General features: G+C 43.7%; 9 protein-coding genes. 1 reads left to right on the top strand and 8 read right to left on the bottom strand.

The genetic code is table 11. The features are described 5' to 3' along the window. Positions 1 to 9: 9 nt before the first annotated feature. Positions 10 to 201 (bottom strand): cold-shock protein, encoded by a 192-nt coding sequence (locus B0E43_RS28755; RefSeq protein ID WP_067545283.1) that lies wholly within the window; start codon positions 199 to 201, stop codon positions 10 to 12. Positions 202 to 289: 88 nt separating this feature from the next. Here B0E43_RS28755 and B0E43_RS28750 point away from each other — a divergent pair, with 88 nt between their 5' ends. Next, a complete protein-coding gene (locus B0E43_RS28750; protein ID WP_077348736.1) occupies positions 290 to 781 on the top strand; it encodes a histidine phosphatase family protein in 492 nt (163 codons plus the stop codon). Here the strand turns inward: B0E43_RS28750 and B0E43_RS28745 are convergent. The 7 genes from B0E43_RS28745 to B0E43_RS28715 all read right to left on the bottom strand — a co-directional run bounded on the left by B0E43_RS28745 (position 778) and on the right by B0E43_RS28715 (position 13,197). Further along, positions 778 to 1,509: an SDR family NAD(P)-dependent oxidoreductase gene (locus B0E43_RS28745; RefSeq protein ID WP_077348734.1), complete on the bottom strand. Its 732-nt coding sequence runs from the start codon at positions 1,507 to 1,509 to the stop codon at positions 778 to 780. The genes B0E43_RS28750 and B0E43_RS28745 overlap by 4 nt on opposite strands. A 148-nt stretch (positions 1,510 to 1,657) precedes the next feature. Then, positions 1,658 to 4,102 carry a hypothetical protein gene (locus B0E43_RS28740; protein ID WP_139352713.1) on the bottom strand — a complete coding sequence of 815 codons (2,445 nt, stop codon included), beginning with the start codon at positions 4,100 to 4,102 and terminating at the stop codon, positions 1,658 to 1,660. 201 nt (positions 4,103 to 4,303) lie between these two features. Continuing rightward, the gene (gene hslU, locus B0E43_RS28735; protein ID WP_077348730.1) at positions 4,304 to 5,701 is read right to left on the bottom strand and encodes an ATP-dependent protease ATPase subunit HslU; all 1,398 of its coding nucleotides are present in this window, start codon (positions 5,699 to 5,701) and stop codon (positions 4,304 to 4,306) included. Between the two features lie 94 nt (positions 5,702 to 5,795). Next, positions 5,796 to 8,276, bottom strand: coding sequence for an endopeptidase La (gene lon / locus B0E43_RS28730; RefSeq protein WP_077348728.1), 2,481 nt, complete (start codon positions 8,274 to 8,276; stop codon positions 5,796 to 5,798). 196 nt (positions 8,277 to 8,472) lie between these two features. Further along, the gene (locus B0E43_RS28725) at positions 8,473 to 10,530 is read right to left on the bottom strand and encodes a hypothetical protein (protein ID WP_077348726.1); all 2,058 of its coding nucleotides are present in this window, start codon (positions 10,528 to 10,530) and stop codon (positions 8,473 to 8,475) included. A gap of 4 nt (positions 10,531 to 10,534) precedes the next feature. Further along, on the bottom strand, positions 10,535 to 11,803 hold the full coding sequence (locus B0E43_RS28720; RefSeq protein ID WP_077348724.1) for a hypothetical protein: 1,269 nt from the start codon (positions 11,801 to 11,803) through the stop codon (positions 10,535 to 10,537). A gap of 170 nt (positions 11,804 to 11,973) precedes the next feature. Further along, a complete protein-coding gene (locus tag B0E43_RS28715; protein ID WP_077348722.1) occupies positions 11,974 to 13,197 on the bottom strand; it encodes a hypothetical protein in 1,224 nt (407 codons plus the stop codon). Between the last annotated feature and the right edge of the window lie 153 nt (positions 13,198 to 13,350).

The following is a 13,350-nucleotide window of genomic DNA, read 5'->3' as shown; positions in this document are numbered from 1 at the left end:
TTGAATTTCTTAGGCCTTTTTGACGTTGATGGCGTTGGGTCCTTTTTTACCATCTTTGATGTCGTAGGTAACTTTGTCGTTTTGAGCGACTTTGTCAACCAACCCGGTAGCGTGCACGAACACATCTCCCTGGGTTTCGTCATCAACGATAAATCCGAAACCTTTGGCTTCATTGTAAAATTTTACTGTTCCGGTAAACATAATGGATTGTGCTAAATTGTATTTGAAAGTGCGTTAAAAGTAAATATTTGATCGAAAAAAACAAAATAATCGTTTTTTTTCCGGCAAAATGAAGAAAATAATTTTGATAAGGCATGCAAAATCTTCTTGGGACAATCCCTGGTTGAACGATCATGACCGGCCATTGGCCGAACGCGGTCTCAATGATGCTCCAAAAATGGCCAAACGACTCAAAAAAAGGGGAATTTCCCCGGATCTAATCCTCAGTTCCACCGCACTTCGTGCTCTGGACACCGCAAAATTTGCGGCTAAAGAATTGGACTATCCCAAGGATAAAATTGTCCTGGATAGTGGACTTTTCCATGCCTCCCCGCATTCAATCCTAAAAACAATCCGAATGCAAAAAGACTCCCATAATACCATCCTTGTTTTTGGTCACAATCCAGGGCTCAATGACCTGATCACTTATCTGGGCGGGGATATTGAAAACTTACCCACTGCGGGCCAATTTGGATTCAAACTGAAATCCGAACATTGGGCGGATCTTAAACCGGAAAATACTGAGACATGGTTTATTGACTTTCCAAAAATGAAAGTCTAGGGCAATTCAAAGTTTCGTACATCCTGAATCACGTCCAGAAAAAGGTCCGGATTATTCAAGAGATAGGCCACTTTGTCTGCGACCTCCTCAGCAGTATTTAGCTGACCTTCTGATTTGAACTTATTGAATCTATCCAAAGCCGGAAAGTCCAGTGGATTTGCTTTCCTGATTTCAGCTTGCATTTCGGTATCCACGATTCCCGGAGCGAGTGAAAATACCCGGAAACCCAATTCTTTCAATTCTTCATTTGCCACTCTGGAAAACATGGCCAAGCCTGCCTTGCTGCTGCAATATTCACCCCATCCCGGAAGTGGTTTGTGGGCAGCCCCGGAACTGATATTGCAAATCAGTTTTTCTCCTTCCAACCCAGAATAGGCTTTGACAAAAGCATCGGTGATGATCATCGGTGCAAGCAGGTTCAAATTCATTGCACGCTGTATCCCCTTTGGATTCAACTTCCCAATTGTTTTCACTTCCCCAATCCATCCCGCATTATTGATCAGTAGGTACCGATCGAAAGATCCTTTTGGGAAAATCCTGGGCAGGCAAGCCTCAAGTGCATTCAGGTCACTCAGATCAAGGGGAATTTCGGTTAAGGAAGGATGGTGAATTTCAAGACTCGTCCGAGAAAGGGCAACGATTTGAATGTCATCCAAGTGTAGAAAGCAGTCCAAAATGGCATGTCCTAATCCTTTGGTGTGACCTGTAAGAATGAGCAGTTTTTTCATCGGGGCTAATTTTGAAATGTGTATGACTGGAAAAATACTGTAAATGCCTAAAAAAGCTCAACAGATTCACACCATACTTTTTTCCGCAATTATTTTGCCCAATAAAATAAATGGAACCCGATTTCCGGATTCCGGTTTTACTCTCTTTTTAGTTGGGACAAGAAACCTGTTCAGGAATACCTTCTGTTTTTACCTCCAAGCTCAACTTGCCGCCTTCTCCCTGGGTAAATCGGGCATCAACCACAAGCTTGTTTTTTCCTTGGACCAAAACCGGAACCTTTTGTCCTAGTGACTTTTCCTCCAGTAGGTTCCAATTTTTATCAAAAATCTTAAGGACACCCTTTTCATCCAGCTTGATAACTTGGGCATTGCTTAAGCCCACTGGCAATTCAACCCGATGAAACCCATTGATTTCAATCGAAATACTTTCCGCCTTGGAGTCACCCGACTCAGAAGAAAGGGAAATAGTCAGGATCATTGATTGCTCCCTATTAGGGTTTTCAAACTCAAACTGAGAGTACAAAGGCTCTCCCGGTTGACGGACTTTTTGCACGTGGACATACCTTTTCACCTCATAAGGCACCAATTCCCATTTGCAGTTTTCGACTTCAGTCAGAGAAAACTCTTTCGTGATATCTTCCATTCGGAGTTTTTGCTCAGGGGTAAAAGCTCCTGCCATACGGGCTGTCTCCCAAATTCGCATCTTCTCAAAAATCTGGTCGCTGATGCCATTTTTCGCCACATTGGCCAACTTTAGATTGAATGCAAAACCTGCATCAAACCCTGCCGCTCTTGCCAAAAGCCATTCGGTATCTTCCACACTAGTCTGGTCGGTCATATTAAACCAACCCAGCATGGAAGGCAGGAGATTCCTCCTATAAAAATCCTGATTGATCAGGCGGAGATCTGTCTGGCTTTCACGGAACCCCGAATACCAGGGCTCTCCCCAATTGTAGCGGGTATTGATGTGCCAGTTGAAATGACTTGGGTTGCTGGCGTCATTGATGACTTTTCCCTTGAGTTCGGGATTGAGGTTATCATACCAGGTTTTTGTATACAGACTGCGGGCATACTGTCCCATACCTGTGGACCAGACCCCTTCCAGGCCATCAAAGGAGGTTTGCATCAGCCCGGTTTGATTGAAAAGCGCTGCCAAATTGAGAAATATTTCCTCTGAAAGATCCGGGTCACTCAGAAACACTTGGTAGGGATGGTCCATCAATTTCCCGATTTTAGCTCCATTTGAATGTGCTGTCGCCTGGGTTCCATAAGCACCCCGGATACAGCCCAAAAGTTTCCATGGGGCCGACTTGGACACCTCCCTATACCGGATGAGCTCATTTCCCACGACCACAGCATGAAGTGTATTGTTGGTCATTTGATTGAAAAAGTCCGGGGAGGCAATCTCAATTTCATCTGCTGTGGCAGAAATGGAATTCACGAGTACACTTTCTCCAACTTTAGCCAATCTGGGATCCGGGACCGGAGTGACATAGGCATCGTTGGTTGTGATGAAATTGGACAAGGTGTGTACCCCAAGTCCTATTCCTTGTTTTTTGGCCCGGTCGACCATGGATTTGAGCGAAGCCCAGTTGTTGGGAAAAGACTCCGGATGAAGCTTGAATTTACCCCAAGTCTGAAACGGATCCCCATGATAGAGGTACTTCAAACCGGCTTTTTTGGTCAAAGCCATTGCCTGGTCCAGATTCGCAGAATCAAAACTCAGGATCAGATACGAGGCCGTTGCTTCCCGGGATTTTTTAGCCCAAACTCCATTGATCATGGGATGCGGCAAGCCTTCTGCGACCTCGATTTCCCCGATAAGATCCAATACTTTGGATGAGTTTGTCCCGAAAAGGGCGATTTTGGAACCTACAATTCCACCATCCTTGAATGCAGGAGCGACATACTTGTCATGGCTCCAGTTTGAAATAATTCTTTCCTGAGATCTGTCCCGGGTATAAGCTTGGAGGATACTTCCTCCTTCGATGATCCGAGCAGTTTGACCTCGGTAATTTTTTGTATTTCTCCAGCGGTATTGATCATCAATCTGGTCGCCTTGTTCGACCACATTGAAATTGATCTCGATGTCATTTTCCTCACTTGGAAACCCTCCAAGTGTTTTCACATTCAGGGCCTGGATGCCAAGAGCGAAGCTGGAATTCCGTACCACTCCGACGGATTCACCGATGATCTCCCGGATGCTTGTGGCATAGGGTCCCCAAACCGCGAGCTCTATTGGTTGGGCGGACTTAAGGCTTAAAATCTCAAAGGTGAGATAAGATTTTTTGTTTTGAATTTTGACTTTAACCTCAGCCTGAGCCTCCGGATAGCCCAAAACCCAACTGTCACCTGACTTGGTCATCTCCTGAGGAGAATAGAATTTTCCACCAATCCGGATACTGAGCAAAGGTGAGCTAGCCCCGGATTGGAAATAGTCTTTTTGGCCGGTTTTGTCAAATAACCCGGTAACCATTCCGCGGGAGTCAATACTCAAGCGAAAGGAAGAGGTCTCAAAATCTGTTGCTTCTGCAGAGGCTGCTGAAAACAGCCAAAGGCAAAGGAGTAAAAGTTTGACTGTACTGTTATTCACTTCTGATTGATTTTGGGTTTGAGGTAATCTAAAAAATCCGGGTCCATACTGCCTGCAAAGACTAGTATCGGTTAATAATCCCCAACTGGATTTTCTACCGGAATCTTTCATCGCAAATCTAGGTAATTCGCCCTAAAAACAATCGCCCCCGGACTTTCTAACGAGAAAGATCGGGGGCGCAGAAAAAGAGAATACAAGCCTTTATAGAATATACTGGGACAAATCCCGGTTTTTGACCAGAGAATTGAGGCGGTCCAGGACCATCTCTTTGGTAACCATGATTTTGGAGTTTGGCTCGATGATGTCCGGCACTTCGAAAAGAAAGTCATTGAGCAGATGACTCATGACTGTGTGAAGTCTTCTTGCTCCGATATTTTCCACTTCCTGATTGATCAGAAAAGCAATTCTGGCGATCTCTTCGATCGAATCCTCAGAAAACTCCAAAGAAACCTGCTCTGCTTCGAACAAGGCTTGGTATTGCTTTGTCAGCGCATTTTTAGGCTCACGGAGGATTCTCGAAAAATCTTCCTGAGTCAGACTTTGCAACTCGACCCTGATCGGAAATCGACCCTGCAATTCAGGAATCAAATCCGAAGGCTTGCTCACGTGGAATGCTCCAGCTGCGATAAAAAGCACGTGATCCGTATTGACCACACCGTATTTGGTATTCACGGCAGATCCCTCCACAATCGGGAGCAAATCACGCTGCACACCTTCCCGGCTTACATCAGGTCCACCACCGCCTTTTCCGGATTTGGAGGCGATTTTATCTATCTCATCGATGAAGATGATCCCGTTGTTTTCAGCAAGTTTGATCGCTTCTTCTTTTACTTCGTCGAAGTCAACCAATTTTGAAACCTCTTCCTCAAGCAAGACTTTTCTGGCCTCAGCAATACTCAGTTTTCGTTTTTTGGTCTTTTTGGGCATCATTCCGGAAATCATGTCCTGCAGTCCGGCCATACTGGCGTCGTCAATCATCCCGTTTCCGATCATACCGATCCCCACCGAAGAATTGGCCTTTACATTGATTTCAATTTTCCGGTCATCCAGCTCTCCATTTCTGAGCTTTTCACGGAATCTTTCCCGGGTTCTTTCATTCAGTTCCGCATCAGAATTGGGTTCACTTTCCAGCTCCGAAATTGCCGGAATCGGACGGGTAAAACCTGCACTTTTCACCGGGGGAATCAGAATATCAAGAATGACCTCCTCCACTGCTTCGGCTGCTTTGGCTTTTACAGCTTCATTTTTGATTTCTCGAACGAGATGAACTGATTGCTCCACGAGGTCCCGGACCATGCTTTCCACATCCCGGCCCACATATCCAACTTCGGTGAATTTGGAAGCCTCTACTTTGGTGAAAGGTGCCTGGGCAATCTTGGCCAGACGTCTGGCAATTTCAGTTTTTCCGACACCGGTGCTCCCGATCAAAAGAATGTTGTTGGGTACGATGTCTTTTTGGATGTCGGTCTTCACCATCATCCGTCGGATGCGGTTGCGAAGGGCAATTGCCACATTTCGCTTGGCATCCTTTTGTCCGATGATGTATTTATCAAGCTCCGCGACGATTTGCCTAGGAGTCAGTGAATCGATTTGGTTCATGGGAAATGTTGTGGGGTTGTTAATGAAACTGGTTTACGTTTCCAAAAGATTTAAAAGGCTTCCTCTTTTTTGTGGGAGGAAGCCTTTCGAAGAATTATTCCTGAATTGGTTTCGATTCTGGGGAAAAGGTGAATTTCAACGGCTGATCCACCAGATTCTTTGTCAAAGCGATGTCCAAAACCTCACTCACTTTGTCCACGAAGTGAAATTCAATCCCCTTTACATATTGTGGGTCAATTTCCTCAATGTCCCGAAGGTTCTTTTTGCAAAGGATAATCTCTTTGATCCCGGCTCTTTTTGCCGCAAGGATTTTTTCTTTAATCCCTCCTACCGGCATCACTTTACCGATCAGACTGATCTCACCGGTCATTGCCACTTTGGATTTCACCTTTCTCTGGGTATAAACAGAGGCCATTGCAGTCAGCATTGTAATCCCGGCTGAAGGCCCATCCTTTGGTACAGCACCGGCCGGCACGTGTATGTGCAAGTCATATTGGTCAAACACCCGGTGATCGATTCCCAATGTTTCGGCTTTTGATTTCAGGTAAGAAAGGGCTGTCATGGCTGATTCCTTCATCACATCGCCCAACTGACCGGAAAGGGTGAGCTTTCCTCTTCCTTTGCTCAGGCTGGACTCGATGAAAAGAATCTCTCCACCAACACTGGTCCAAGCCAAACCTGTCACCAAACCAGCCACACTGTTATCCTGGTAAGTTTCCTTGTCAAATATCTCAGCACCAAGAATTCTCCGGACAGCTTCAGTCGTGATTTTGTGATCGTATTCCTCTTCCATGGCAATGGATTTGGCAATGTTTCGGATCACTTTTCCAATCGCACGTTCCAGGCTTCTGACTCCGGATTCCCGGGTATAATCTTCGATGATTTTCACCAAGGCAGCTTTGTCGAAAGTCAAATCCTTAGCTTTCAAACCGTGCTCCTTGCGCTGTTTTGGCACCAGGTGTCGCTTGGCAATCTCTAGCTTTTCCTCTTGAGTGTACCCAGTCACCTCGATGATTTCCATTCGGTCACGGAGTGCCGGCTGAATGGTATCCAATGAGTTGGCGGTAGCTATGAACAGCACTTTGCTCAAGTCATATTCTACTTCGAGGTAGTTATCCAAGAATGTACTGTTTTGCTCGGGATCCAGAACTTCCAAAAATGCGGAAGAAGGATCTCCTCTGAAATCGGAAGAAAGCTTGTCAATCTCATCAAGTACATAGACCGGATTGGAGATTTTCACCTTTTTCATGTTCTGAATGATCTTGCCGGGCATCGCTCCCACGTAGGTTTTGCGGTGACCTCTGATCTCAGCTTCATCGTGCAATCCACCTAGTGACATTCGGATGTATTTTCTCCCCAAAGCCGCGGCAATGGATTTACCCAAGGAAGTTTTTCCAACACCAGGAGGTCCATAAAGGCAAAGGATAGGTCCTTTCAGATCGTTTTTCAACTTTAATACTGCCAAATATTCGATGATCCGTTCTTTGACTTTCTCCAGTCCAAAGTGGTCGTTATCCAATATTGTCCTTGCATTTTTAAGATTGAAGTTGTCCTGGGTAAACTCATTCCAAGGCAACTCTACCATGGTTTCGGCGTAGTTCAGCGCGATTGGATACTCTGCTGCCGAAGGGTTGATCCGGAGGATTTTGTCCAGCTCTTTTTCAAAGTGCTTTTTCACCTCATTTGACCAGAGTTTCAGTTCCCCTCTTTCTCTCAGATCCTCTACTTCCTTTTCAGGTCCTTCTTCACCGAGCTCGGTTTGGAGCACTTTCATCTGCTGTCTCAGGAAATAATCCCGCTGCTGCTGATCGATGTCGGTGTGGACTTTTTTATGAATTTCAGACTTCAGTTCCAGCATCTGGATGTCCTTCATCATGTATTCCAACAAAAGCGTAGCCCGCTCCACGCCATCGTTGATTTCCAGGAGACGCTGCTTGGACTCCACAGGAGCATTGATATTGGATGAAAGAAAATGGGTCAGAAAAGCAGTATTGTCAATATTGTCCAAAGCTACCTGCGCTTCTCTTGGAATCTCTGGATTCAGATGCAGGATTTTTGTCGCGGCATCTTTGAGGGATTCCTCCAGAGCTTTGATTTTCTTGGAATTTTTCGGAAAGCTCTCATCCAGGTAATCCACCTTTGCCATGAAATATGGATCATCAGTGACCTGTTCGCGGACTTTAAAGCGCTTTTTCCCCTGAATGATGATCGTGGTGTTCCCGTCAGGAAGCACGATCATTTTGATGATTTTTGCCAGAGTACCCACGTGGTAAATGTCATCCCAAGCCGGATCGTCATTGTTTGGGTTGATCTGTGCACAGACACCAATGAGCTTGTTTCCTTTGTGGGCCTTCTTGACCAGGCGAATTGAGCGCTGCCGGCCTACGGTAATAGGAATGACAACTCCTGGAAATAAGACGGTATTTCTAACTGAAAGAATGGGAATTTCTTCTCCAAAGGACTCCTTGCCCTGATCTTCCTCTTCCTCATCGGTAATCAGCTGAATCAGATCTCCTTCTCCGGCATAGTCTCCGGTCATGAGGTTTTGGAATAAAGAATTTTGATATTGGTTCATAGGGACATATTGACAGCCGTGCTGTCATGAAATAGCTAAAATAATAGAAGAAACCTCTATATACGAAGGTTCTTCCAATTAAGTCAAGGCTAATGCCAAAAGGGGATCGGGTCAAAATGGCATGATTCCGATATCCCCCAGACCTCAGTAAATCTTACCTTTTAGAAAAAGGTCCCATAATTTCCCTGCTTATGAATTAATAGAAATAAGTTGGGTCATACTCCATAACTCTACTGAAATCCAAAAAATAAAATTTCTCCCCAATTTTAAATCCTCCAACCTGCGAATCACCAGCGTATTGGGCATTCAGATAATCTGGATGACTTATTGACCAAGTATTCAAGTCCAGCTCATAAAAATCATACAACGTCCTGATATACCCCTTATCCCCAATCACAATTGACTGGTTGGCATTTGAAGTCACCGTGAGACCTTCTATGAAATGAACCAATTCCCAAGTAAAATCTACTTTGTTGAATTTGAAAACACCTGAACCATAACGGGTTACATTATCCATAGCGATAGGAGAAATTGAATAAATTTCGTTTCCCCACTCAAAAGTTGAGTAATGATTGTAAAACCCATCTGGCTGGTACAAGTCCGGCAGCTTTTCCCAGGTATTTTTTGCAATATCATATTTGTAGCGTTGGAGATTCCCGTCTGTCCCGGTGTTTCGGTCAAGTTTGTCTCCCTGATAGATCAGCTGTCCCTGATGATACACGATGGACTGGATGGAATTATCCTGACTTGGAATACTAGGCAATTGGGTTACTTTTTTGGAAATCGGATCAAAAACATAGAACCATTTTTCATCTGAATCTTCGTGACTCTTGGTGGTACCAAAGTAGATTTTGCCCTCAGCAGCGATGGCAAACAGCCGTGCGGGTTGATTTCCTGGAGAAACAAATTCGGAAACTTTGGTAAAAGTCCTGGCAGTGGCATCTACCTCGATAATCCCTTTGGAGCTAACTATATATCCTTTTTGCCCCATTGACACAGCTCTCCCCTCTAAATAATAATACTCTTCATCAAGCAGAATAAAGGGGATGGCAGGTGCTGTCCATTCGATTTGAAATGAGTTTTTGGACCGAGTGCCTCCATTTTTTAAAAACAGCTCTGAGGTTCTATATCCGGTTTTATCCCCGTAATATTCATAGGAAATCTCCATCTCAGTTGGGCTGATGGAATTGACCTGATACTTTAAATAGTCAGGCAAAAATTCAAATTTATTGTACTGAAAGGAATGCGGATTGAAATTTTCGCCTTTGAGCACAAAGGACCCAGTATTCCCTCTAAAGGTGGTTTTTTGCCCGGGGAGTAGCTCGGTTTTCTTAAGCTTAAGGAGGTTTCCCACCCGGTATGAATTTCCCCGAATGACCAATTCAAGCTCTGGATTTAACTCAGAAAAATAGGCTTTCAACGCCACTATGATTTTCTGGCTGCCTATTTCTTTCAACTCCAAGGCCACGGTTTCGTTCTCCTTGTTTTTATACCTGATTTTCAAATATTCGTCATATAGAAACTCTCCGCTTACCAACAGATCCTCAGAGTAGGCTAATTCTTCAGAGGGACCAGATTGGATGATGGGAGCTTTGAAAGTCAAGGCCTTTTCAATTTTTAGGGACTTTCCTGATACTTGCACCTCAATCTCAAAAATTTGGGTTAAGCCGATCCCCTCCTGAAATTCTAAATTCTTGGGAATAATTATATCAAATGCAGATGCAGTGACTTTGCCAATTTGAGCAGGTTTTCCCTGAATAGTTGCGGAATAATTAGCCGAAATTTTTGACAGATTCTTGGCAAAAACCCTCAGGGTATCTCCAAAATAAACTTCATCTGCAGCCTCCAATCTTTCAAAAATAAACCCATCCGATCCTTGACTGGTAAAAGGATATGGCAAGGAATACACTGGACCTTCTGTAGTTTTTATAAATGCTGCCACGTACATCCTATCACCAGATTTCATCGAGTGAGTCGCCTTTAACTTAAATTCATTGGAAGGTCTTCCCATCTCGCTGACCAAATCTGAGTTGGAAATGGAAAGATTAGATTCCTTGCCATACACAAACCCATATTCCAAAATCTCCTCAGAGCCATAGTCCACTACATTCGCCGCAAACTCCACCCCAGTCGCATCCACGGTCTGAACAAAAGCCACACTAAACCTGGGATTGGTACGGGGGATCACTTCATCCTCAGTGCAGGAAGTCATTGCCCAAACCGAAAAAACCGCAACTATAAATCGCTTTAACATATTCTTAAAATTCTAAACCCAATTGAAAGGAAACTCTGCCTCTGGAATATTCCGATTGATTCTGATGAAGGCTAAACCGGTAATAGTCTTTTTGGGTATTGGCTTCCAATTCCAACATCAAGCGTGTTTTACCACTCAAGCCGAGGTTATATCCCATTTTTATCCCTGGAATGAAATTGGAATCCATGACTTCCACAATTTCACTTTCCTGAAGGTGGATCTCTCCCGAGCTAAAAATCTTTTGGTCGATTATTCCACCGGAATGCGTGGTTTGCATGAGCCAGAGGCCCGCCGAAAGACCCAAGTACACTTCCATCTGTTGGTTTTTGAGAAGGCTGTAATTAAAACTCACCGGTAGGTAAACGGCGAATTCCTCAATTTCCTCGGACCCGGTCCAATTTAACTGTGAGCCCTCATAGCTGGAGAGTACCGTAGTAGTAAACATCGAAAACCCGATTCTCAGGTCTGTACTGACTCTGGGGAGATTTCTGAAATCATGCAGTCTGATTCCCGCAAAGCCCTGATAACCCAGGTTATTTTCCAGTTGGTCGTTCCTTTCCTTGGTCTTTTGGGTGGCTTGGATGGAGAAATAAGACAGTCCCAAGCCGGCTGTAGGAGAAATTTTCAAAAAGGGCGCATGTTCAACGTGCACTTGGTAGGCAGTTCCCTGACAAGTATAGTATGATTCCAAAAGCCCGATCAAAGCTTGCTCACTGTAGGGAAGTCTTTCGATTTTAGCGTAGAGTTTCACTCCACAATCTCCGGTCAGGGCAGTTTTGAGAGCGACAATAAAAGGCTTGTAAAACTTACTCCGTTTATATCCATTGGTCTCGGTGTTTTTGTAATAAGCCTCCAGCTTTTGATACGTTTCTCCGTTTTCCAGAAAAAAACTTCCTCGGTATCCGCTCAGTTCTATTGGACCCGAAACCAAAATCTGGACAAAAAGGAGGTCTGAAGATTCGGGAAGGTATCTCGCATGAAAAAGCTGACCGTTATCCAAACCAAAGCCTTTTATATCTTTTGGCAAATAGGTATTGACTGACCCACCAGTCTCAAGTACAATCTGATCATAGTAGGCCTGATTGTAGTTTCGGATTATTTTCCCGAAAACCTTTTCACCCGAATTCAAAATCACAAAATCAGATTTCTGGCCAGAAGTAGGATCAACGTTAGTCCAGTTGAACTCGGATAGTCTGTCAGTTTGGGAAAATACCTGAAGCGAGGCAAAGAAAAGCCATCCAAAAAATGCATGGCTGAAAATACTTTTAATCATAAAACTAGAATTGCAATCCTAGTTAAGGAGGAATTCATTATTTAACTACCGAAAAAAAAGTGCTGTTTTTAGCTCATTGGTTGCCAGTAAATTAATTTTCTTCGGAGTTGGATTTTTTGACTTTTGGCAAAAGAAAATTAAGTGAGGATCTATGCTTCACTTGCATGGAGTTAAAATGAAATTCCTGCAGTGAGTGTAAGCACACCCAAATTAAAAACCGAATAATAGGTCAAGGGAAACATTTCATAGTTTTTAATCAAATAGTCCCCTTTAGCTTCAATAAAAAAATCACTTTTCTCCGAAAGACCTTTGCTCCAACCGATCTTCAGGTTTGGACTTACAGACCCTGGCTTTCGCTCTACAAAATTATCGGTATGTGTGATCAGGTTAGGTTCGCCATTGTCCAAAATCACTTCTGCAGAGTTGTTTTCAAAATTTGATATCCAGAAAGTCAATCCAGCCCCACCATACCATTCGGAAGAATTCTCTCTTGAAAAAATGTAATGAATCTGAAAAGGCAAAACAACAGAGGAACTGGTATAACTCTGCTTTCCCTCCAGATCAAAAGACACTTGACTACCGGAAACCAGAATTTCGTCAGATTCTGCATAATAACCCACTCCCAAATCCACCATCAGTCTAGGCGCATTTTTGAAATCCCTAAACCTGGCACCAACTTCAAAATAAGGAGAAATCCCACTTTTAAAGCTGTAGGAAAAACCCTGGTTTTCGAAATTTTCCATCAACCCATGGAATCCGACTCCAGCCTGTACTTTCCATCCTATACCAAAGGCAGTTGCCTGGTTGGTGATCGTTTTGGTAACAATAGCAAGTCCATTTACCTCATGAAAAAGGTCCACTATATCGGTCAGATCCCGATCATTAAGACTTGAATTGCGAATCAGCCGGCTTAGATTTTCTTGGTCAGGAGATGGTTTCAAGACCGACATCAATATACCTTGGTATTGTTTGGTCGTTACATTTATTTCCTGACCGTTCACCACTTTGCTGGAGTTCAACTCTCTCAAGGCAACGATTTGCTCCCCATTTCGGATAAAATATTTCTTTTGCCACTTCAACAAGTCAACTTCCCCTTCTCGCAATAACAGGACGAAAACCTTATTTGAACTTTCTGGAAGGATTTCGGATCGGAAAAGTCTCCCATTTTCGAATCCAACCTCTTGAACAGATTTCGGTGTCAATTCCCTTTCCTGACCTTCACTGATCACCACAAACTGCTCATAATCTTCCTGATCAAACTTGAACTTAAAAGTGGATTCCTTTCGCTGTCCTAAAGTGTCAATGTAATAGCCACTTATGACTTGCTGTGAGAAAACCGGCTGAATGGCCAACAATACATAGAACAGGGAAAGAATAATTTTTGGGAAACGCATGGAAATGGGCTTGAAACTAAATATTCCCCCAAATAAAAATCAAAAATCAATTACCTCAAACGAAGAAAAGGAAGAATAAACTAAGCACCTGCTTACCAGGACTATTTATTTCTAAATTCCCCTATTTTCGATTTTAATCAAAAAAAAACCGAG

This window comes from Algoriphagus sp. A40 (assembly GCF_002002735.1).
Classification (GTDB): domain Bacteria; phylum Bacteroidota; class Bacteroidia; order Cytophagales; family Cyclobacteriaceae; genus Algoriphagus.
This window is presented reverse-complemented; position numbering and strand designations above follow the sequence as displayed.

Coding starts and splice junctions, on each gene's coding strand:
- hslU (WP_077348730.1), bottom strand. CDS start 5,701: ATGAACCAAATCGATTCACTGACTCCTAGGCAAATCGTCGCGGAGCTT.
- B0E43_RS28715 (WP_077348722.1), bottom strand. CDS start 13,197: ATGCGTTTCCCAAAAATTATTCTTTCCCTGTTCTATGTATTGTTGGCC.
- B0E43_RS28725 (WP_077348726.1), bottom strand. CDS start 10,530: ATGTTAAAGCGATTTATAGTTGCGGTTTTTTCGGTTTGGGCAATGACT.
- lon (WP_077348728.1), bottom strand. CDS start 8,276: ATGAACCAATATCAAAATTCTTTATTCCAAAACCTCATGACCGGAGAC.
- B0E43_RS28745 (WP_077348734.1), bottom strand. CDS start 1,509: ATGAAAAAACTGCTCATTCTTACAGGTCACACCAAAGGATTAGGACAT.
- B0E43_RS28720 (WP_077348724.1), bottom strand. CDS start 11,803: ATGATTAAAAGTATTTTCAGCCATGCATTTTTTGGATGGCTTTTCTTT.
- B0E43_RS28750 (WP_077348736.1), top strand. CDS start 290: ATGAAGAAAATAATTTTGATAAGGCATGCAAAATCTTCTTGGGACAAT.
- B0E43_RS28755 (WP_067545283.1), bottom strand. CDS start 201: ATGTTTACCGGAACAGTAAAATTTTACAATGAAGCCAAAGGTTTCGGA.